Origin of the sequence: Marivivens donghaensis, from assembly GCF_011806565.1 — a bacterium.
In the GTDB taxonomy this organism is placed as follows: Bacteria; Pseudomonadota; Alphaproteobacteria; order Rhodobacterales; family Rhodobacteraceae; genus Marivivens; species Marivivens donghaensis_A.
In genome coordinates this window covers 164708-184740 of record NZ_JAATOP010000007.1, presented here as the reverse complement: position 1 = coordinate 184740, position 20033 = coordinate 164708, and the positions used below count along the sequence as shown (strand labels likewise).

The window sequence follows — 20033 nt, the reverse complement described above, 5'->3', positions numbered from 1 at the left end:
ATGCCGATGATGAACCTTCTTGTGGCCTTCAACGGATCGGACGGCTCGGTCGCAGCGCTCCGCTACGCGGCGTCGCTGGCCGACCGGTTGGGCGCTCATGTGACGGCAATGCTCGCCCACACCTCCCACGAGGTGATCGACAGACGCTCGCGCTGGATTCCAAAAGAGGCGCGTACCCTGCTCAAAGCCGCCAACTCCGATATCCTGCGCGAGATCGAGGAACGGTTCGAGACCGAGCGCAAAGCACTTGGACTGGCAGGCGATCTGACCCTCAAGGAGGTGACGGGCCGTGTCGACACCCTCCTATCGGAAGCCGCTCGGCATTACGACATGCTGATCGTCGGCAACCACGCCGATACGGATGACGAGCATGTCACACTTCATCCCGATCGCATCGCCCTGATGTCCGGTCGACCGGTGATCGTTGTTCCTGCAGGCCATGACGGCGGCGCTGCGCTGACCCATTCGGCCCTCGCATGGGACGGTGGCCGCGCTGCCGCCCGCGCCTTGTCTGACAGCCTGCGCCTGCTCGAAGAAGGTGGGCGCGTCAGCGTACTGACCGTCGGGCCGCGCACCAGCTGGCCGATCGAAGATCTGATGACCCACCTGTCCCGCCACGGGGTCGATCCGTTGCTCGAAGAATGGCCGACCTCCCATCCTGTAGCCGCGACGCTCTTGGAATGGTGCCACAGGTACCGGCCGTCACTTCTGGTGCTCGGCGCCTACGAGCATTCCAAATTCCGCGAAGACCTGCTGGGCGGCGTCACCTCCGAAGTGCTCGCCCGTATCGATATCCCCGTTCTGCTGTCACACTGAGGCCCAAGATGTCGGATTATGAAAAACTATCCCGCCTGCGCCATGCGCTTGAAGATATGCGCCGTGATTTGTCACAAAGGCTCATGGGAGAAGATGCTGGCAAGCCAGACCTAGAGATCTTGCACGAACGGATCAGTCGGGCCATCAAGGCTCTATCTCCGGATGGATAAAGGCGCAGGCAATGAAGGTTCATATCCTCGACGACTGGTTCGATACGCTACGGGGTCTTCCCTGCTTCAACCTCCTCGACGGGCATGACGTCACGGTCTGGACGGACCATCTGTCCGACGAAGAAGCGCTAGCTGCCCGCCTCGCCGATGCCGAGTGCGTCGTGCTTTTTCGCGAACGCACCCGCGTGACCCGCGATCTGCTTGAGCGGCTGCCGAACCTGCGGCTTATTTCGCAGCGCGGGGCCTGGCCGCATGTGGATGTGGAGGCCTGCACCGATGCGGGTGTCTTGCTCTGTTCCAACAAGGGTGCGGATGGCGCGAACTACGCCGCAGCGGAGCTGACTTTCGCGCTTATCCTCGCCGCCATGCGTCAGTTGCCGCAGCAGATGGCCAGTACCAAGGCGGGTCAGTGGCAAATGGGCGTGGGACGCACCCTTCGCGGGCGGAGGCTCGGGCTTTATGGCTATGGCCGGATTGGAAGCGTTGTGGCTGATTATGCCCGCGCCTTCGGGATGGAGGTCGTCTGGTGGGGTTCCGAAGCGGGCCGCGAGAAAGCCTTAGCGGCGGGCGAAACCGTCGCCGATAGCCGTGAAGTTTTCTTTGCACAGAGCGACGTCGTCTCGCTGCACCTTAGATTGACACCGGAGACGCGCGGCATCGTGACGGCGGCAGATCTTGCGCAGATGTCGCCGCGCTCGGTTCTCGTGAATACCTCTCGCGCGGGGCTAATCGAGCCGCGGGCCTTGCTGGCCGGTCTGAACGCAGGCCGTCCCGAAATGGCCGCAATCGACGTGTTCGACAGCGAGCCGCTCACCGATGCCGCCGACCCGCTGCTAGCCCATCCGAACCTGATCGCGACGCCGCACATCGGCTTCGTGACCGAGGACGAGTTCGACAAGCAATTCGCAGACATCTTTGCGCAGGTGAACGCCTATGCCCAAGGCGCGCCGATCCACATGGTCAACCCTTCCGTCTACGGGCGATAATCCCGGCCAGCACCGGCGCGCCGACGATCACGATCACGATGCGCGTCAGGTGGTGGGTGATGACAAACCCAAGGTCCGCACCGGTTACGATGGCCAGCACCGTCATCTCGGCCTGCCCGCCGGGGGCAAAGGCCAGAAAGGCGGGCACCGGATCGCCAAAGCCCAAGGCCGTCACCAGCCCTGAAACCCCCGCCGCCAGAACGGCCAGAACAAGGACATAGGCCACGCCCGCCGCGACCACCCGCGTCAGCTCGCGCCAAGTGACCCCCAGAAAATGCACGCCGATGCCGCAGCCGATGAAGAACTGCGCGGCAAGGATCGCCTCGGCGGGTGGGCGGAAATGCACGACCCCCGCCAGCGACAGCGCCGCCGTGACGATCATCGGCCCGAGGATCGAGGCCCCGAAAAGCCCCAGCCGCTCGCCCCCCTTCCAGCCGACCCAGGCGGCGGCGACCATTATCGCGAGCTCGGACCACGGCAGATCCGCGACCGGCGCCCCGATGGGATTGCTCAACTCTGCGCCGTAGAAATGGCCGAGGATGAACGGCGCCAGCGTCACGATGATCAGCACCCGCGTCGCATGAACGAGCGACAGCGCGCGCGGATCGCCCCCCGCCTCGGTGCCGAAAATGACCATGTCCTGAAGCCCGCCGGGCATGGCCGCGTAATAGGCCGTCGGCGCATCAAAGCCCCAAAGCCTGCGAAAGAACGGCACGCCGACCAGCGCGATCACGGCGATGAAGATCGGGATCAGCGCCACTGACAGCGCCATGCGTGGCAACTCTGCGATCACTTGCGGTGTGATCGACGCGCCCACGGCAACCCCGAGGATCGTGCGCGCGGCGACGGAGACTTCGCCAAAGCCCTTGAGCGGCAGATGGGCGAGCGCACCGACAAGGCAAAAGGCCATCGGGCCAAAGAGGAACGGCAGCGGCAGGTCGAGCGCCCAGAACAGCGCCGTGCCTGCGGCAGCCAGCACAAAGGTCAGCACACGCCGCGTCATCGGATGGGAAAAATGTTTGCGCAAACCGGCCTCCGCAGTGTCTTGACGCTTCATGCATACGCTTGTATCCACCCGTATACAATACCCGACCTGCACATTGGATCCGAGGCTTCACATGATGGATGACGACAGCGCCCCGCAGGGCAACGCCGCTTACATGCGCCTGATGGCCGAGCTGCGCGAGGGTCGCCTGAATCCCGGCGACCGTCTGCTGGAAACAGAACTGGCCGAACGTCTGGGCGTGTCGCGCACCCCCGTGCGCGAGGCGATCCGCCAGCTCGAGGCCGACGGCATCGTCACTCATGTGCCCCGTCAAGGTGCCACGGTGCGCCGGCTCGACTATGCTGAGGTCATGGAGCTTTACGAAATGCGCGCCGTGCTGGAAGGCACCGCCGCCCGCCTCGCCGCCCGCGCTGCCTCGGACATCGAGATCGAAGAACTGATCGACATGAATCAGCAGATGGCCACGTTGGGCAACGCGCCCGAGGCCTTTATCCTGAACCGCCAGTTTCACGCGGCGCTGCTCGACGCGGCCAAGAACCGTTTCCTCGCCCGTTCGATCCACACGCTGCAAAAGGCGCTGATGATCCTTGGCCCGACGACGCTGACCGAACCGGACCGGGCGGAAAAGGCGGTCGAAGAGCATTTCGGCATCCTCGACGCGATCAAGGCGCGCGACGGGTCATTGGCCGAAGCCGCCATGCGCGCGCATATCGAGGCCGCCCAACGTGTGCGCGTCCGCGACCTGCGCGCCAGTAGCCACAAATCCCCCGGATATGACGGAGACCTCCTGTGACATCCCCCGACATCGCCATCATCGGCGGCGGCAACGCGGCGCTCTGCGCAGCCATCACCGCGGCCGAGGCAGGCGCGCGCGTGCTCATCCTCGAAACCGCACCCAAGCCCTATCGCGGCGGCAATTCCCGCCACACCCGCAACTTTCGCTGCATGCACCATGGCCCGCTCGGGCCGCTTGTCGACAGCTACACCGAGGAGGAATACCTCGCAGACCTGATAAAGGTCACCGGCGGCAAGACCGACGAGGGGCTGGCGCGGCTTGCAATCCGCACATCCGAAGAATGCCTGCCCTGGATGGAAGAGCACGGCGTGCGCTTTCAGCCCTCCCTTTCGGGTACACTGTCACTGGCGCGGACGAATGCCTTTTTCCTAGGCGGCGGCAAGAGCCTCGTTAACGCCTACTACCTCACTGCGGAAAAACTTGGTGTGCAGGTCGAATACGAAGCCGCCGTCACGCATCTGGAATTGGACGATGACCGAGTGACCCGCGTGGATTACACGCGGCACGGTCAGACACATACGATCACGCCGAAGGCCGTCGTCGTTGCCTCCGGCGGTTTTCAGGCCGATACCGACTGGCTCGCCCGCGCCTGGGGGCCAGCGGCGAAGAACTTCCTTATTCGCGGCACGCCCTACAACCGCGGCGTCGTTCTGGCCGATTTGCTGGATCAGGGCGTCGAGCAGGTGGGCGACCCCACCCAATGCCACGCCGTCGCCATCGACGGCCGCGCGCCCAAGTTCGACGGTGGCATCGTTACCCGGCTTGACTGCGTGCCGTTCTCCATCGTGGTCAACAAGGACGCGCAGCGCTTTTATGACGAGGGCGAGGATGTCTGGCCCAAACGTTATGCCATCTGGGGCCGTCTTGTTGCGGCGCAACCCGAACAGGTGGGATATGTGATCATCGACGCCAAGTCGCTGGAATTGTTCATGCCTTCGGTCTTCCCCCCGATCCAAGCGGACACGCTGGAAGATTTGGCCGAAAAGATGGGCCTGCCCGCCGATGCGCTGGTCCAGACGGTGAGCGCGTTCAACGACGCTTGCGGTGACACCTCGGGCTTTCACCCCACGGAACTGGACGGCGTCACGACCACGGGTCTTACCCCACCCAAGACGAACTGGGCGCGCCCGATCACGGAACCGCCGTTCTACGGCTACTCGCTGCGCACCGGCGTAACCTTTACGTATCTCGGGCTGAAGGTCGACGAGACGGCCCAATGCGCCATCGGCAACCGACCCGTCACGAACCTTTGGGCGGCGGGTGAAACCATGGCCGGGTCGATCCTTGGCCAAGGCTATCTTGCCGGGTTCGGCATGACCATCGGAACCGTCTTCGGACGCATCGCAGGCAAGGAGGCCGCGGCCCATGCAAATGCAAACTGATCTTCTACAGGAAGCCCGTCGCCAGGCCGAGATCTGCAACGCCTGCCGCTATTGCGAGGGGTACTGTTCGGTCTTCCCCGCCCTGCACGCCGAGCGCGCGTTCAGCGATGGCGATCTGACGCAGTTGGCCAACCTCTGCCACAACTGCCGGGGCTGCTACTACGCCTGCCAATACACGGCCCCGCACGAATTCGACCTGAACCTGCCGCAGGCGCTGGCCAATGTCCGGCAGGACAGCTGGGAGGAACTCGCCTTCCCCCGTGCCGCCGGGAAAGCCTTTCAGAAAAATGGCGTTCTGATCGCTGTGGCCAGCGTTATCGGGTTTGCCCTGTTGTTCTGGGCGGCCCGTGTTCTGGCATCGGTGGGGGGCGAAGGGTTTTACGCGGTGCTGTCGCATAACGCGATGGTGGCGATCTTCCTGCCTGCCTTCCTGTTCCCGCTGGTCAGCATCGCGGTGAGCCTGCGCCGCTACTGGCGTCACATCGATGCCGGTCCGTTCCGGCCCGCGCATCTGATCGCGGCGCTGCGACAAGCGGCCAGCATGAAGAACCTAAAGGGCGGGCATGGCGACGGCTGCAATTTTGAGGACGAAGATCGGTTCACCCACGCCCGGCGCGCGGTTCATCAGGCAGTCATGTACGGCTTCCTGCTCTGTTTTGCGGCCACCAGCGTCGCGACTGTGATGCACTACATGCTCGACATGCCTGCGCCCTATCGGCTGTTTTCCGTGCCAAAGCTTCTGGGCATTTCCGGCGGGTTGTTGCTCGTGGTGGGGTGTTTCGAGATGATCCGATTGAAGTTGCGCTCGGACCGGACGTTGGGCGCTGCTGGTGCCTTCGGCGGAGAGGTGGCCTTTATCGGACTGCTGGGTTTCACCGGTTTCAGCGGACTGGCACTCTACGCATTTGGTCAAACCGCCGCGACGCCGACCCTCCTCGCGGTCCATCTCGGCGCCGTCTTGGCTTTCTTCCTTCTCGCGCCATTCACCAAGATGGCGCATGGCTTCTACAGGCTAACCGCCTTGACTGCCGACGCTGGTCGAAGCAGAAAGTAAGATGACTGGCCGGCAATTCGCCGTCCCGAAAAGGTGTTGTTTAAGGTTTTTCGGACTTTCGCAATCGTTGTCGCGAACGACCGCTTCCCGCCCTTTTTGCTCGTTCCACTTGATGCGTAGTGCGCGTGGAATGTTTCAGCTGGTTCGATCTTCGTGACGAGTACCAGCTGCGACCAACCCTATCTGTCCTGCTACTGCTTCTTCCCCCCGAGCAAATTTTTGCGAGGGGGGATTACTCACTAAGCAGTAGGCGCAATTGTTCTTCGTCCAATAGCTCCTACTGCGCGTTCGCCGGGGTGTGGCCCCGGACCCGGCGCCGCTGCGCGCCGCTCGGGGGAAGCTCCACATCCCCCGAACCCCCAGGGCAGAGATTGTTCGCCACTTTCCCTGCACCCTAAGGCGCCCTTCCGGCGGACCGGGGGGATCTTCGCCAGTCTCCCCGGACCCTCTTGGCGTCTGTCTGACGGATCAGAGAGACGCTCGCCGCCCTCTCTGAACTCTTCCGGCCCCTCCGGCGGGCCCAGAGGGATGCTACCCCTCTCGGCGCTCTCCCCATTTGCAAGCGGCCGCCATCCGGCGATCATCGTTTGCGTGGGAGTGTCGGGCATCCGGGCGAGGTTTGCTTGCGTGCAGCGTCGGTGACGCACGCAATCAAACCACACCCCGAAGCCCTATGAAGGGGGGCAGTGGACAGGTTCCGCGCGTCGTTTTTTCCAACAACGACAGGAGGCGATAATGCCCCCCCACACACCCGCTCACATTGTCTATAAGGAACCACTGGTTCCGGGCGACATCATCTCGATACCCGTTCAACAATCGCAAGACGGAAGACCGTCGGACCTCAAGCCGCATCCCTGGTTGATCATCGATACGATCATGACGAGCGACGGTCCTGTGAATAGGATCGCCCCCGGGCTCGACCCGCGCAATGTGTCTGTGCAGGCAGGTGACATCGTGATCGCCGAGCCAGCCCAGCTTCGGGACTGCGGCATTTCGGTGCCTGTGCTCTTCCGTCCGACCGTCGACGTCTATGTCTCTGCGGCCTCTTTGCAGAGGTCGCGGTGACCCGCTGGGTTTGATCCAGCAGACGGCTGCTGGAAATTTTTCGATAAATATTTCCGTGTCTGCGGAGACGAACGCAACTCCTGACTGAGATCGATCAAGGAGCCGTTCATGCCACCCGAAAAGACTATCACAGCCGCCAACGACGCCTCCGTTCGGGAGGCCGCCGTCCCCCCGCAGGCGTGCCATGGGCTTGCCCGTTTGCTCGCCGCTGCAATCGTCCGCGAGCTGGTCAAAACGCCCGCCGCCAACAGCCCGAACGCCCCGACAAAGGAGACCGCCCAATGACGAAACGCGTCGCCATCTACGCCCGCTTCAGCTCGGGTTTGCAGAAGCAGACCTCGATCGAGGATCAAATCGCCCACGCTGAAAGCTTTGCCGCACGCCAGGGCTGGACGGTGACGCACAGGTTTGTGGACCGCGAGAAGTCCGGTCGCACAACGCGCCGCGAGGGGTTCCAGGCGCTGCGCCGCGCCGTCAACGCGCGCCTCGTCGATGTTGTCGTCGTCGAAGCGGTCGACCGTCTCACCCGCAGCATCAAAGTTGCCATGACCGAGTTCGAGTTGATGGAGTTCTCGCAGGTCGAGCTTCATTCCGTCAACGAGGGTCCGCAGAACTTCATCACTGTGCTGATCCACGGCCTTGGCGCGCAGCTCTATGCGAAGTCGGTCGGTGAGCACACGCGGCGCGGCATGATCCAGAGCCTGTCGCGGCTGCGGCTGCACACCAGTGCCTACGGGTACAGAAGTCTCGACACCGACCAAGGGCTGAACCGCGAGATCGATCCCGCCGAGGCCGAGATCGTGCGCCGCATCTTTCGCGAGTTCGCCGAGGGGCACTCGACGCAAGCCATCATCAGGCGGCTCAACGCGGAAGGTAACCCGTCGCCGCGCGGAGGGACGTGGGACAACAGCACCCTGCGCGGCAATCCGGCGCGCTTCGAAGGCATGCTGCGCAACCGGCTCTACATCGGGTTCGCGAGCGTCGGGAAGACCGCGCGGCGCTATCATCCCGAGACCCACCGCCGGGAAATCCTCGCCACGCCTGACGCTGCGAACGAGATCGAGATCCCGTCTCTGCGGATCATCGATCAGGCGCTTTGGGACCGCGTCGAAGCACAGCTGGCAGCACAAGCCGCGAAAGCCAAACGCAAGGGCAATCCCGTCGGCGCGCGGCGGAGCAAGTATCTCCTCTCGGGGCTCATGAAGTGCGGATGCTGCGGGGCACCATACATCAAGACAGGGCGCGATTACTTCGGATGCCGCGAAGCGCGGAAGGGCGCGTGCGCAAACAAGAAGACGATCCAAAAGGACGCGATCGAGGCGCGCATCTTCAACAAACTGCGCGGGCAGTTCCTGACACCGGAGCTCGCGGCGACGTTCGATGCGGCACTGACGGCGGAGTACAAGTCGCTCGCAAGCAGCGATCAAACCGCGGCGAAGAAACGCTTGGAGAGCCGTCTCGCTGATGCGGTGAAAGGCAGGAAGAACCTCTACAAGGCTATCGAGGGCGGCGCGAACTTTGAGTCATTGCTGGAGCGGGTCAGTGAGGTGGAGGCAGAGATCAAAGGGTTCGAAGCGAAGCTGGAGCACTATCATCAGAAGGAGGCGGTTCTGCCGAAGCTGCCGACGGATAGCCGAGAGTTGTTTGCTCAGGCTATTGAGCGATTGGAAAGCCTACTCGGCGACCCAGAACTTGTTCATCAAGCAAACGAGTACATGACGGAGCTCATCCGACACGTCGAGCTGAGACCCGACCCAAAATCACCAAACGGTATAGCTGCCGAGATCATTATCGATCTCGGCAGTTTGCTTTCGGCGGCACACGTTGAACCGGCCATCGCCGACCTCTTCAACGACAAAGCGCAACTATCGGTCAGGCAGGGGGCGCCGCCCCCTACGGCCTATCGGCCTACCCCCGAGGTATTTGGGGTCAGAATGAAGAAGCGGCGCCCGATTGAGGCGCCGCTTTTGTTTTTAGTTGGTAATGATCTCCGGTCCCATCACGCTGATGGGCAGCGCCGTCGAAATCCATGGCACATATGTGATCAGGATCAGGAAGACGAAGAGGACGGCGAGGAACGGCAGGGCCGCTTTGACCACGCGCATCATCGGCATCCCTGCAACGCCCGAGGTGACGAAGAGGTTGAGGCCGACCGGCGGGGTGATCATGCCGATCTCCATGTTCACGACCATGATGATACCGAGGTGGATCGGGTCGATGCCCAGTTCCATCGCGATCGGGAATACCAGCGGCGCGACGATCACGATGAGACCCGAGGGCTCCATGAACTGACCGCCGATGAGGAGGATCACGTTCACCACGATCAGGAAGGTGATCGGGCCGAGACCGGCAGCCAGCAGGCTTTCGGTGATGCGCTGGGGGATCTGCTCGTCGGTGAGGACGTGCTTCAGGATCAGCGCGTTGGCGATGATGAACATCAGGGTGACGGTCAGTTTACCAGCTTCGAGCAGCGTGTGCTTGGTGTCCTTGTGGACCAGCGCAGGCAGGAACATCGCGAGGTTGTCGAGGTTTGCCTTCACCACGTAGCCCACACCTTTGCGGAGCGAATTCTCGTATGTGCCGCCCGACTGAACGAGGCCCTCGGCCGCGCGCATCAGCGCGAAGATGAAGACCGACGCGGGCAGCAGCATGACGATCACCGCGAGGATGGTCTGGATGACCTGCATCGTGGTGTTGAGGTCCGCGTTGCCCCAGATCGAGATCAGGGTGAACACAAGCGGCAGCACGCCAGCGAGGATGATCGCACCGATGGCGAGGGACATGGCCCAGCCTTCGGCAACGGCGCGGTGCATCATGCCGCCGAGGATCGTGGCGATGATGAAGAACAAGGCGCCTGCCATCAGACCGCTGGAGATCGGAGCACCGATCATAAAGGCGGCGGTGACGTAGATCAGCGTGGTGACGACGGCAAAGCCCCAGACGCGGAAGCCGAGGAGCGCTTCGCCGCGATCACCTTCGGGCACCCAAGCGGTGCCTTTGAGCGGGCCCATATCGCGGTAGATAAAGACCGCGACGAGGAACGCATAGACAGAGGCAAGCGCAGCGGCTTCGGTCGGGGTGAAGACACCGCCGTAGATACCACCGAGGATGACGACCATGAGGAACAGGCCCCACGACGCGTCCAGCATGGAGCCGAAGACTTCGGTCCAGCCGAGCCACTCGCCCTTGGGCAGGTTCTTGACGCGGGCGATGATGTAGATCGCGGCCATCAGCATGATGCCGGCCAGAAGGCCCGGAATGACGCCGGCAAGGAACATACGGCCGACCGAGACGTCCGTGGCGGAGGCGTAGACCACCATCACGATCGACGGCGGGATCAGGATGCCGAGCGTACCTGCGTTACAGATGACGCCTGCCGCGAATTCCTTGGAATAGCCGACGCGCTGCATACCGGCGATCACGATGGAGCCGACAGCGACAACGGTCGCAGGGGACGAGCCCGACAGCGCAGCGAAGAGCATGCAGGCCAGAACGCCCGCAATCGCCAGACCGCCGCGCATGTGGCCAACGGTGGCAATCGCGAAGTTGATGATCCGCTTCGCCACACCGCCCGTCGACATGAACGACGAGGCCAGAATGAAGAACGGGATCGCGAGCAGCGTGTAGTGGCCCGCCATCGCCTGATAGAGCGACTGCGCAATGGACGCGAGCGAGCTATCCGACAGCACCAGAAGGAACAGGGTCGATGCGAGGCCGAGCGAGATCGCGATCGGCACGCCGAGCATCAGCAGGCCAATTACGACCGCAAAGAGAATGACGACTTCCATTGTCTCAGACTTCCTTCTTCAGCGCGGCGCCAGCTTTTTCGACGGCGTCCTCGGCTTCGTGGGAAACGATGATGCTTTCGGCTTCGCCCATGAACAGGCGCGCGGTGGCCTGAATGAGGCGGACGAGCATCAGCAACATGCCGAACGGCAGGATGAAATAGGGAACGAGGCGCGGCATCTTCTCGTAGGCTTCGCCCATGTTGAAGTTCGCTTCGAGCCATTCCTTGGCAAACGGGATCGGGATCTGCTCGGTCTCGTACCAGCCCTGATCGCGGCTGTTGGCAAATCCGGTCGGGAACCAACGGCCCGTGGTGGCGTCAAAGCCCGCGAACGGTGCCCAGTAGTCCCATGCGCCCTTGAGCAGCAGAACCGCGTAGAGGATCGACAGCAGACCGGCGGTGATCCCGATGATGATACGGGCCTTGCGCGGCACGGCGTTGATCAGGACGTCGACGCCAAGGTGGGCGGTCGTCTTGAAGCCGTAGCTGATGCCGAACAGAACCAGCCATGCAAACAGGATAAGCGTCAGCTCCAGACCCCAGATGAGCTGGGAGTTGAATGCGTAACGCAGGATAACGTTGATAAATGTGACCAGTGTCATGAGGCCCATGAGAAGAGCGATCATCGTCTCTTCGAATTCGTGGATCACACGCGCAACCGGCCCTTTCGGCTCGTATTTGTACGCCATGGTTTGTCCCCTACATCCCCGGATGTAAAAACGGCGGGCACTTTAGGCGCCCGCCGCTGTTTTCACTGGGCCGGTCCGGGCCGGCCCCGCGTTGGTCTTATTGGACCGAAGCGTTGATTTCCTGAGCGGCTGCGATGTTCTCGGCGCCTACGTCACCTTCGAACTGGTCCCAAACCGGCTTCATTACGGTAACCCAAGCTTCACGCTGCTCCGGCGACAGTTCGCGAATGGTCGCGCCTGCATCGAGGACAGCCTGACGGTTTTCAGCGTCGACTTCGCCGATGGCGGCGTTACGCTCGGTGGTGACTTCGTCGAAGATGGTCATGAACTGGTCACGTACATCTGCGTCGAGGCTATCGAGCCAGTCGGTCGAAGCAACAACGAGGTAGTCAAGCACACCGTGGTTGGTTTCGGTAATGCCGTCCTGAACTTCGAAGAACTTCTGGCCGTAGATGTTCGACCAGGTGTTTTCCTGACCGTCGACAACGCCGGTCTGCAGCGCGCCGTAAACTTCCGAGAAGGCCATCGGCTGCGGCGAAGCGTTCAGAGCTTCCATCTGGGCAACCAGAACGTCAGAGGTTTGTACGCGGAACTTGAGGCCGGCAGCGTCTTCCGGAGCGTTCAGCGGCACGTTAGCCGAGAACTGCTTCAGACCGTTGTGCCAGAAGCCCAGACCCTGCAGGCCGCGGCGCTGCATCGAGTCCATCATCGCCTGACCGGTTTCCGACGACTGGAATGCGTCGACGGCATCCATGTTCACGAACATGAACGGAAGGTCGAAGATGCGGAATTGCTTGGTGAAGGTTTCGAACTTCGACAGCGACGGAGCAGCGAGCTGTACGTCGCCCTGAAGCATGGCTTCGAGAACCTGGTCATCGTTGTAGAGGGTCGAGTTCGGATAGACTTCCATGCACATGGTGCCGTCCATCTCTTCGTTGACGCGCTCCATCAGGAGGTTGGCAGCGATACCCTTCGGGTGCTTGTCGGTGTTGGTGACGTGGCTGAACTTAACGACGATCTCGCCATCATCACACGCTGCGTAAGCGCCGGTTGCGGCGACGGACAGAGCAGCAGCGGAAACTGCGAACTTCAGAAACTTCATTGGTTTCCCTCCCAAGAGTGTAGATCTGCGCTCCCTTCCTCTGGGAGCGTCTGCATCTGTTAGACTCTGTCGGGATCGGGTAGCGCAACACGGCTATGCAAATTATGCATAGAAGGCCGTTTTTCCGTTTAATTCTGAGAAGTTAAGGGTGGACATCGCGGCGTATCGCACCCCTTCGCAGATGCAGCATGGCGGAAATCCACACAGGTGTTAGCGGCAACTGTGCGAAAATCCGCACACCTTCACAAACGGTACTCTTCCGCTCGAATCCCGTGCTTCACCAGTTTGTCGTAGAACGTCTTGCGCGGCAGCTTGAGACCCTTTGCCGCCTCGGTCGCATTGCCGTGGTGACGCATCAACGCAGCAGAGAGCAGCGAGCGCTCCACCTGCGCCAGTTGTTCATTGAGGCCAAGTTCTTCGGCGCGCGCATCCTCGCCGTCCGACAATCCCATCGCGAACCGCATCGCGGCGTTCATGAGCGAGCGCGCATTGCCCGGCCAATCCTGCGCCATCAGCTTGGCGATAACCTCGGGCGTGACCTGCGGCACGGGCAGGTCCGATTGTTCGCAGGCGATGTTCACATAATGACGGAAAAGGACGGGAATATCTTCGGGCCGTTCGCGCAGCGGCGGAATGCGGATCGTGGCGGCTTGCAGGCGGTAGTAGAGGTCGGGCGAAAACCGCCCCTCGCCCGCTTCCTTCTCCAGATCGAGGTAGGTTCCTGCGATCACACGTGGACGGTCGTGGCCTTCCATCAATTCCAGCAACGAAAACTGCGCGGCAGGCGACAGGCGGGCGATCTCGTCGAGGAACACCGATCCGTCCGAGCCATCGCGGAACGCGACCGCCAGCGCCTCGCCCGACATCGACGCGGCCGAATACTTCAGGAACGGCGCGTTCGATCCTGCCGACAAAAGGTGCACGACCTCTGCCATTTTGGCGGTCCCGACACCCGGCTCGCCCGTAACCAGCACGTCCGCCGAGGTGCGGGCAACGGCGCGCGCGGCCTCTCGCATTTTACGCGAATGCTCGGATTGCCCCCGCAACAGACGCGCAGCAGCATCGCCGGCTTCCACCTCGCGGCGCAGGCGGCGGTTCTCCAAAACGAGGTTCCGCGTTTTCAGCGCCCTCTCAACTGTGGACAGGAAGTCCTTGGGCGCGCAGGGTTTTTCCAGAAAACTGAACGCGCCGCCGCTGATCCCGCGCACTGCCATCGGGATGTCGCCTTCGCCCGTCAGCAGGATGACGGGTAGCTCCTTGTCCTGCGACTGCGCGTATTCGAGCAGGTGGAAACCGTCCTTACCGGGCATGCGGATGTCACTGACGACCACGCCGTCGAAGGCCTTGGCGATGTGGTCTTTCGCCTCCACGAACGAGCCCGCAAGGATCGGGTCGAGGTCCGCCAGTTCCAGCGTCTGCCCCAGCGCTTCACGCACCTCACGGTCATCATCGACCAGAAGAACCCGCTTTGTCATCATGGCTCGCCCTGCCCCTTTGCAGCATCAAGTTCGATCGTAAACACCGCGCCCCCGTCGGGATGGTTCCGCCCGCGGATCGCACCGCCGAAGCTTTGCACCAGACCGTAGGAAATCGAAAGGCCGAGGCCCATCCCTTCGGCCGCGCCGACCTTTTTTGTGGAATAGAACGGATCGAAAATCTTCTCCGGCTCGTCGATACCCGGCCCGTGATCGCGAATGCTGACCACAACGCGGCTGGCGTGGACGACGTGGATTTCGACCTGCTTGGCCTCCTGCCCCTCCTGCGCGTCGATCGCGTTCGAGATGAGGTTCAGCAGCACCTGTTGAAGCCGCACCTCGCCTGCGCGCACCTTGATCGGCCTGTCGAGCCCTCTCCAAGTAATCTGCGCCCGTTCGTGATGCGCCTTCGCGGCGGCCATTTCCAGCGTGGCTTCGATCGCCGATCCGAGGTCCACATCTGCCAGCGGCTCGTTCTCCTGACGGGCAAATGCCCGGAGGTTTTTGATGATCCGCCCCATGCGGCGGGCCAGCTCGGAAATGCGGTCGAGGTTCTGCGCGGCCCTCTCCGGCTTGCCGCGTTCAAGGAACATTTCGGCGTTTTCGGCAAAAGACCGGATCGCCATCAGAGGCTGGTTCAACTCGTGACTGATGCCTGCCGACATCTGGCCCAGAGCAGACAATTTCCCTGCCTGAACAAGATTATCCTGCGCCTTCTTCAACCGCGCCTCGGCAGCTTTGCGCTCCTCGACCTCGTGGCGCAGGTCGGTCGCGACGGCCTCCAGCTCCGCGGTGCGCTCCAGCACGCGCCCTTCGAGTTTGCGGTTCGCTTCGGCCAGTGTCAGGCGGCGCAGGGTCGCGAGATACAGCATCGCGCCAAACGCCAACACCAGCGCGGCAGCGGCCGCCGCTTGCAAGCCCGCGATCTGGCGGGCGGGCGAGATATCGACCAGCGCCTCCCCGACCAACCCGACAGTTGGTAGCTGCAATGTGATGTGCAGCGCCTCGGCTGGCAGGTAGCGCCCGCCGTCGATGTCCCAGACCTCATGCCCCGCGATCTGGCGGGTGGCATATTTGAAGAACGGACCGATGTCGCCCGCGCGGTATTCGTCGGTGCTGATAGCGGACAGGATGTCGCCCGACTGGGAGCGGAACACGAGCTCGGAGCGGTTGGAGACGAAGACCACGCTTTGATCGTCGGTGAAGAAGACCGCTGGCCTATCGCCGCGCCACGAGGCCTCGATCATTTCGATGTCGACGGTGACGGAGACAGCCCCGATCACGGGCCCGCTGGACGAAAACACGGGCGCGGTAAAGATGAACACGCGCCGCCCGAAGCGTTCGCTATATTGGTGGTCGACCCCGAGCGCTCCGTCCATCGCCCGCTGGAAACCGGGGCGACTGTCGTCACGGACAGCATCGCCGCGAGCCACCGCGATTTCCTGACCGTTGATGCGGCTGATCGCGATTTCGAGCGCACCGCTCTTGTCGGCGATGCGCGACAACACCTGCCCCGCCGTGCCGCCGCCCAAGACCCGTTCGGTCACAGGGTGATCGACGATGAGCGAGGCCAGTTCGCGAAAGCTCTGCAATTCCGATGTCAGGCGGTCCGATGCCAGCGCCAGATCGGAGCGCCCGCGCTGCGCCAACTGCTCCACGCCAGAGCGGAAGCCGAACGTGTAAACTCCGCTCGCCAGAACGGCGACGAAGGCAGCGAATGCCGCAAAACCGATGAAACGCTGGAAAAGATTGGAGCGCATTTCGCGAACATACAGACTGTCCCCTTGCGTTGACCAGAGCGGACGGGCAACTTCCGCGCATGAAGCACTTCCAGCAGTCCCCGACCGACCCCGCCTTTGTCCAGAATCCCTACCCGTTTTACGACTCCGTGCGCGCTGCCGGAGACCTGTTCTACTGGGACGATTACCAGATGGTTTGCGCCGTCTCGCATGAAGCAGTTTCGGCGCTTCTGAAAGACCGCCGTCTGGGGCGTGAAATCCCGCCCGAAAAGGCCACGCCGATCCCGCCGCATCTCAAACCGTTCTACGACATCGACGCGCATTCGATGCTGGAGCTGGAAGCGCCCCGTCACAAGCGTTTGCGGAGCCTTGTTCTGCGGGCGTTCACCTCGCGCCGGATCGCGTCGCTTGCAGGCGATATCGAGGAGCTGTCAAACGAGCTTATCGACCGATTTCCTGATGAGCCGTTCGACCTGATTGACGCGTTCTGCCGCCCGATCCCCGTCGTGGTGATTTGCCGCCTGCTCGGCGTGCCGGAGGACCGCGCCGATGATCTGCTGCGCTGGTCGAACGACATGGTCGCGATGTATCAGGCCCGCCGCACGCGCGAGGTCGAGGACGCGGCCGCCAAAGCCTCGACCGAGTTCCGCGAGTTCATCGTCGGCTATATCGAGGCCCGCCGTAAGGCACCCGCGAACGACCTGCTGTCGGAACTGATCGCAGCAGAGGAGGAAGGCGAGAAGCTCTCCACCGACGAGCTGGTCACGACCGTTATCCTGCTGCTGAACGCAGGCCACGAGGCGACCGTTCACACGATGGGCAACGGTGTCAAAACCATGTTGGAGCGCGGGGTTACAGAGATCACCGATGCCAGCGTCGAAGAGATCATCCGCTTCGACCCGCCGCTGCATATGTTCACCCGATGGGTTTACGAGGACATCACTGTCTTTGGCCACGAGCTAAAGCGCGGCCAGATGTTCGGATGCCTGCTCGGCGCCGCGAACCGCGATCCGGCGGCATACACGGATCCGAACACCTTCGATCCCGAGCGCAAAGGTCCGACGAACACCAGCTTCGGCGGCGGCATCCATTTCTGCGTCGGTGCGCCGCTGGCCCGTCTGGAACTCAAGGTCGCAATGGGGGTGCTCTTCGACCGCCTACCCGCGCTGAAGCTCGCAGGCGAGCCACAATACGCAAACGTGTTCCATTTCCACGGGCTCGACAGCCTGATGGTGACGAAGGGCTAGAAACGGCCAAAGCGGGCGAGCAGACGCATCGCCCGCAGCCCTTTGCGCATTGTCTGGTTGATCTGCTGCGACCGCGCGCGCTCGGCGGGCGTGCGATTCTTGTTGCCCGTCGTTTTGTTGTGAATGTCGCGGATCACACCGCGACGGTTCAGCGTGCGGATCAGCAGGTTAATCAGTCTGGCTAGGTCCATCGGAGCCTCCTGCCCCATGACGTAAGATCGCGCAGGCGGCGATCAATCCTCGTCGAACATTTCGACCTGATCGTCGTCATCCTCGTCTTCATCGTCGTCCTGATTGCCCGTGACCTCGCGCCCCGGCGGGAGGCGATTATCGAGAAGGCCCGCAGCGCGCAGTTCCTTGATCCCCGGCAGGTCACGCGCGCTTTCCAGCCCGAAGTGGTCGAGGAATTCTTGCGTCACGAGGAACGTCACCGGACGGCCCGGCGTCATCTTGCGGCGACCGAGCTTGATCCAGTCCATCTCGATCAACTGGTCGAGCGTGCCGCGCGACACGGAAACCCCGCGGATTTCTTCGATCTCGGCGCGAGTGACTGGTTGATGGTACGCAACAATCGCGAGCGTTTCGATAGCGGCGCGGCTGAGTTTGCGGACCTCGACCGTCTCTTTCTGCATCAGATAGGCCAGATCCGGTGCGGTACGGAACGCCCAAGCGTCACCGACCTTGACCAGCCGGAACCCGCGCCCTTCATAGCGCTTTTGTAGCGTATCAATAGCCCGCCCAGGCTCACAGCCGTGGGGCATCCGGTCGGCGAGTTCGCGCAGGGAAATCGGGTCGGCACTGGCAAAGAGGATGGCTTCAACCATGCGCTCCTGCTCGCCTTCGGTCGGCGCTTCGAACAGGCTGGGGTCTTCGGTGGTGTCAGTCATCGGTCCTGTTCTTTCTGCGGATCTGGATCGGCGCAAAGGTCTCGCCCTGCCGGATGTCGATGCGGCCTTCCTTGGCCAGCTCCAGTGCTGCGGCAAAGGTCGCGGCGGTGGACGAACGCGTTCGCATTTTATCCTGCTCCCAACCGTCGGGCATATACTGCGCAAGCTGGGTCCATTCGCGGGCATAACCGATCAGCGGACGCATCCGTTCAAGCGCACGTTCGAGTGTGTCGACATGTTCGCGGTCAAACACGAACGGGCGGAAATCGTCGCGAGTGCGGATGCGGGCGTAGCCCTGCATGAGGTCGAGCAGCGTCGCGGTATAGCGAACGGTTCGGACGCGTTCGACATCCTCGGGGATACCGCGAACGAAGAAATCACGTCCCTTCTGGTCCCGCGCCATCAGCTTGGCCGCAGAGTCCCGCATGGCTTGCAGCCTTTCAAGCTGGAACGCGAGGTGCGCTGCAAGCTCTTCACCGGACGGGCCGTCTTCGGTCGGATCGGGCGGAAGCAGAAGGCGCGATTTCAGGAACGCCAGCCACGACGCCATCACGAGGTAGTCGGCGGCAAGCTCAAGCCGTAACTCGCGGGCTTTTTCGACAAAAGCGAGATACTGTTCGGCCAGCGCGAGCATCGAAATCTGCCGCAGGTCGACCTTTTGCGTGCGTGCCAGCGTCAGAAGAAGGTCGAGCGGGCCTTCGAACGATCCGACATCCACAATGAGCGCTTCCGCAGCAATGCGGTCGGAGACGCTCATTTTATCTTCTTCGAAAAGATCGGACATAACGACCCTTGTTCCGCCAACGCCTCAGGTTCCGCATCCGGCGCGCGGATGTCAACGGTCAGGCGGTCAGCGCGGCCTTAGCGGACGACGACAGGGACGCAATCGGGGCCTTCCGCCTGAATGGCAGCACAGAAACGGCGCGCATCGGACAGATCGGTAAAGTTCGCAGCGCGCAGACGGTAGAACGTCTTGCCCGCGCGTTCGGCCTGTAGGATCAGGCGCTCCTTACCGGCCAGCAATTCGGGATACCGCTGGTTGAATGTGACCCACTCTTGCGCCGCGACTTCGGGCGCATCGAAGGCGCCAAGCTGCGCGAGGTTCGTGCCGACGGGGATCGGGGTCGTGGTGACGTTTGCATCGGTCGGCAGATCAGCGGCAGGCATCGGGCGGCGCGCTGCAGCGGCCAGCGTACCCGGGCGCATGATCGGGCGCGGTGCGTCGCGCACACCAGGGACAGAGGCGGGAACGATGTCAGCGATGATCTCGCTCGACACGCCGTTCACAGCAGTCGCCACAGGCGGCGTATCGGTTTCGATCTTCACGAGCGGAGAGATACCGGCAGCCAGCGCATCGGCCAGCGCGGCAATCGCATCGTCAGGCACTTCGCCATCTTCGGACGGCAGCGCGATTTCGCGAACTTCGGGAGCGGGCGAATTGGCATCGACACCTTCGGCGAGGACTTCGCCCTGCTCTGCCGTCGGCATGGCGCGCAGGTCGTCCATCGTCAGGCCGACAGTCGGCGGGGCTAGATAGAGGGTCGAGGACGTTTCAGGCGCAACGGCACCGCCAAGGCCCGCGATCGCATTGACCGAGAGCCCCTTGTGCGGCGCGATATCGCCTTCGGGATCCGCAGGAGCGATGCGCATAGGGCCCTCGGTGGCGCGTACCACCGGAACGCCCTGCGCATCTTTCTGGACAAGCTGGTAGCCCCAGACGCCGATCACGACGACAAGGGCCACGGAGGACAAGGCACCGACCTTACTCAGAATTTGACTTACATTCGGAGTCCGCCCTTGGGGCGCATTCAGGTCGGAATACGTCGCCATCT

18 protein-coding genes and 1 pseudogene are annotated in these 20033 nt (G+C 62.5%); 9 read left to right on the top strand and 10 right to left on the bottom strand.

What is annotated here, in order from left to right:
• Genes HCZ30_RS11970 through HCZ30_RS11960 form a run of 3 tightly spaced genes read left to right on the top strand, consistent with a single transcriptional unit; the run spans position 1 to position 1972 of the window.
• Positions 1 to 816, top strand: coding sequence for a universal stress protein (locus tag HCZ30_RS11970; RefSeq protein WP_167638522.1), 816 nt, complete (start codon positions 1 to 3; stop codon positions 814 to 816).
• Positions 817 to 824: 8 nt separating this feature from the next.
• Complete coding sequence (locus HCZ30_RS11965) at positions 825 to 986, top strand: hypothetical protein (RefSeq protein ID WP_167638521.1); 162 nt, start codon at positions 825 to 827, stop codon at positions 984 to 986.
• Positions 987 to 997: 11 nt separating this feature from the next.
• Positions 998 to 1972: a D-2-hydroxyacid dehydrogenase family protein gene (locus tag HCZ30_RS11960; protein ID WP_167638520.1), complete on the top strand. Its 975-nt coding sequence runs from the start codon at positions 998 to 1000 to the stop codon at positions 1970 to 1972.
• On the opposite strand, the gene HCZ30_RS11955 is transcribed toward HCZ30_RS11960, so the two are convergent.
• On the bottom strand, positions 1947 to 3029 hold the full coding sequence (locus HCZ30_RS11955; protein ID WP_432442767.1) for an AbrB family transcriptional regulator: 1083 nt from the start codon (positions 3027 to 3029) through the stop codon (positions 1947 to 1949). The two genes, HCZ30_RS11960 and HCZ30_RS11955, sit on opposite strands and share 26 nt — an antisense overlap.
• Positions 3030 to 3090: 61 nt before the next feature.
• Between HCZ30_RS11955 and HCZ30_RS11950 the strand changes: the two genes are divergently transcribed.
• The 5 genes and pseudogenes from HCZ30_RS11950 to HCZ30_RS16890 form a co-directional block, all read left to right on the top strand.
• The gene (locus HCZ30_RS11950) at positions 3091 to 3771 is read left to right on the top strand and encodes a GntR family transcriptional regulator (protein WP_167638519.1); all 681 of its coding nucleotides are present in this window, start codon (positions 3091 to 3093) and stop codon (positions 3769 to 3771) included.
• Entirely contained in the window at positions 3768 to 5156 is a 1389-nt protein-coding gene (gene tcuA, locus HCZ30_RS11945; RefSeq protein ID WP_167638518.1) for an FAD-dependent tricarballylate dehydrogenase TcuA, read from the top strand. The genes HCZ30_RS11950 and tcuA overlap by 4 nt, the downstream gene beginning before the upstream one ends.
• On the top strand, positions 5146 to 6210 hold the full coding sequence (gene tcuB / locus HCZ30_RS11940) for a tricarballylate utilization 4Fe-4S protein TcuB (protein WP_167638547.1): 1065 nt from the start codon (positions 5146 to 5148) through the stop codon (positions 6208 to 6210). The genes tcuA and tcuB overlap by 11 nt, the downstream gene beginning before the upstream one ends.
• A gap of 735 nt (positions 6211 to 6945) precedes the next feature.
• Entirely contained in the window at positions 6946 to 7275 is a 330-nt protein-coding gene (locus HCZ30_RS11935) for a hypothetical protein (protein WP_167638517.1), read from the top strand.
• A gap of 281 nt (positions 7276 to 7556) precedes the next feature.
• A pseudogene (locus tag HCZ30_RS16890) lies at positions 7557 to 8558 on the top strand (recombinase family protein); the annotation flags it as partial.
• Between the two features lie 690 nt (positions 8559 to 9248).
• Here HCZ30_RS16890 and HCZ30_RS11920 read toward each other — a convergent pair.
• The 5 genes from HCZ30_RS11920 to HCZ30_RS11900 form a co-directional block, all read right to left on the bottom strand.
• Entirely contained in the window at positions 9249 to 11063 is a 1815-nt protein-coding gene (locus HCZ30_RS11920) for a TRAP transporter large permease (protein ID WP_167638516.1), read from the bottom strand.
• A gap of 4 nt (positions 11064 to 11067) precedes the next feature.
• Positions 11068 to 11751 carry a TRAP transporter small permease gene (locus HCZ30_RS11915; protein WP_167638515.1) on the bottom strand — a complete coding sequence of 228 codons (684 nt, stop codon included), beginning with the start codon at positions 11749 to 11751 and terminating at the stop codon, positions 11068 to 11070.
• A gap of 97 nt (positions 11752 to 11848) precedes the next feature.
• Positions 11849 to 12853: a DctP family TRAP transporter solute-binding subunit gene (locus tag HCZ30_RS11910; RefSeq protein WP_167638514.1), complete on the bottom strand. Its 1005-nt coding sequence runs from the start codon at positions 12851 to 12853 to the stop codon at positions 11849 to 11851.
• 242 nt (positions 12854 to 13095) lie between these two features.
• Positions 13096 to 14328 (bottom strand): sigma-54-dependent transcriptional regulator, encoded by a 1233-nt coding sequence (locus HCZ30_RS11905; RefSeq protein WP_167638513.1) that lies wholly within the window; start codon positions 14326 to 14328, stop codon positions 13096 to 13098.
• Complete coding sequence (locus HCZ30_RS11900) at positions 14328 to 16088, bottom strand: sensor histidine kinase (RefSeq protein ID WP_167638512.1); 1761 nt, start codon at positions 16086 to 16088, stop codon at positions 14328 to 14330. Before HCZ30_RS11900 ends, HCZ30_RS11905 begins: the two co-directional genes overlap by 1 nt.
• A gap of 59 nt (positions 16089 to 16147) precedes the next feature.
• On the opposite strand from HCZ30_RS11900, the gene HCZ30_RS11895 reads away from it, so the two are divergent.
• On the top strand, positions 16148 to 17314 hold the full coding sequence (locus HCZ30_RS11895; RefSeq protein WP_167638511.1) for a cytochrome P450: 1167 nt from the start codon (positions 16148 to 16150) through the stop codon (positions 17312 to 17314).
• Here HCZ30_RS11895 and HCZ30_RS11890 read toward each other — a convergent pair.
• The 4 genes from HCZ30_RS11890 to HCZ30_RS11875 form a co-directional block, all read right to left on the bottom strand.
• Positions 17311 to 17505 carry a hypothetical protein gene (locus tag HCZ30_RS11890; RefSeq protein WP_167638510.1) on the bottom strand — a complete coding sequence of 65 codons (195 nt, stop codon included), beginning with the start codon at positions 17503 to 17505 and terminating at the stop codon, positions 17311 to 17313. The two genes, HCZ30_RS11895 and HCZ30_RS11890, sit on opposite strands and share 4 nt — an antisense overlap.
• Positions 17506 to 17547: 42 nt before the next feature.
• Positions 17548 to 18201, bottom strand: coding sequence for an SMC-Scp complex subunit ScpB (scpB, locus tag HCZ30_RS11885; RefSeq protein ID WP_167638509.1), 654 nt, complete (start codon positions 18199 to 18201; stop codon positions 17548 to 17550).
• Positions 18194 to 18985 carry a segregation and condensation protein A gene (locus HCZ30_RS11880; RefSeq protein ID WP_167638508.1) on the bottom strand — a complete coding sequence of 264 codons (792 nt, stop codon included), beginning with the start codon at positions 18983 to 18985 and terminating at the stop codon, positions 18194 to 18196. Before HCZ30_RS11880 ends, scpB begins: the two co-directional genes overlap by 8 nt.
• A 77-nt stretch (positions 18986 to 19062) precedes the next feature.
• Positions 19063 to 20031 carry an SPOR domain-containing protein gene (locus HCZ30_RS11875; protein WP_167638507.1) on the bottom strand — a complete coding sequence of 323 codons (969 nt, stop codon included), beginning with the start codon at positions 20029 to 20031 and terminating at the stop codon, positions 19063 to 19065.
• Positions 20032 to 20033: the final 2 nt, after the last annotated feature.

Excerpts from the sequence above, each read along its gene's own strand:
- HCZ30_RS11895 (WP_167638511.1), top strand. The coding sequence starts at position 16,148 with ATGAAGCACTTCCAGCAGTCCCCGACCGACCCCGCCTTTGTCCAGAAT.
- HCZ30_RS11960 (WP_167638520.1), top strand. The coding sequence starts at position 998 with ATGAAGGTTCATATCCTCGACGACTGGTTCGATACGCTACGGGGTCTT.
- HCZ30_RS11905 (WP_167638513.1), bottom strand. The coding sequence starts at position 14,328 with ATGACAAAGCGGGTTCTTCTGGTCGATGATGACCGTGAGGTGCGTGAA.
- HCZ30_RS11935 (WP_167638517.1), top strand. The coding sequence starts at position 6,946 with ATGCCCCCCCACACACCCGCTCACATTGTCTATAAGGAACCACTGGTT.
- HCZ30_RS11880 (WP_167638508.1), bottom strand. The coding sequence starts at position 18,985 with ATGTCCGATCTTTTCGAAGAAGATAAAATGAGCGTCTCCGACCGCATT.
- HCZ30_RS11955 (WP_432442767.1), bottom strand. The coding sequence starts at position 3,029 with ATGAAGCGTCAAGACACTGCGGAGGCCGGTTTGCGCAAACATTTTTCC.
- HCZ30_RS11970 (WP_167638522.1), top strand. The coding sequence starts at position 1 with ATGCCGATGATGAACCTTCTTGTGGCCTTCAACGGATCGGACGGCTCG.
- scpB (WP_167638509.1), bottom strand. The coding sequence starts at position 18,201 with ATGACTGACACCACCGAAGACCCCAGCCTGTTCGAAGCGCCGACCGAA.
- tcuB (WP_167638547.1), top strand. The coding sequence starts at position 5,146 with ATGCAAACTGATCTTCTACAGGAAGCCCGTCGCCAGGCCGAGATCTGC.
- HCZ30_RS11875 (WP_167638507.1), bottom strand. The coding sequence starts at position 20,031 with ATGGCGACGTATTCCGACCTGAATGCGCCCCAAGGGCGGACTCCGAAT.
- HCZ30_RS11965 (WP_167638521.1), top strand. The coding sequence starts at position 825 with ATGTCGGATTATGAAAAACTATCCCGCCTGCGCCATGCGCTTGAAGAT.
- HCZ30_RS11900 (WP_167638512.1), bottom strand. The coding sequence starts at position 16,088 with ATGCGCTCCAATCTTTTCCAGCGTTTCATCGGTTTTGCGGCATTCGCT.
- HCZ30_RS11910 (WP_167638514.1), bottom strand. The coding sequence starts at position 12,853 with ATGAAGTTTCTGAAGTTCGCAGTTTCCGCTGCTGCTCTGTCCGTCGCC.
- HCZ30_RS11920 (WP_167638516.1), bottom strand. The coding sequence starts at position 11,063 with ATGGAAGTCGTCATTCTCTTTGCGGTCGTAATTGGCCTGCTGATGCTC.
- HCZ30_RS11950 (WP_167638519.1), top strand. The coding sequence starts at position 3,091 with ATGATGGATGACGACAGCGCCCCGCAGGGCAACGCCGCTTACATGCGC.
- HCZ30_RS11915 (WP_167638515.1), bottom strand. The coding sequence starts at position 11,751 with ATGGCGTACAAATACGAGCCGAAAGGGCCGGTTGCGCGTGTGATCCAC.
- HCZ30_RS11890 (WP_167638510.1), bottom strand. The coding sequence starts at position 17,505 with ATGGACCTAGCCAGACTGATTAACCTGCTGATCCGCACGCTGAACCGT.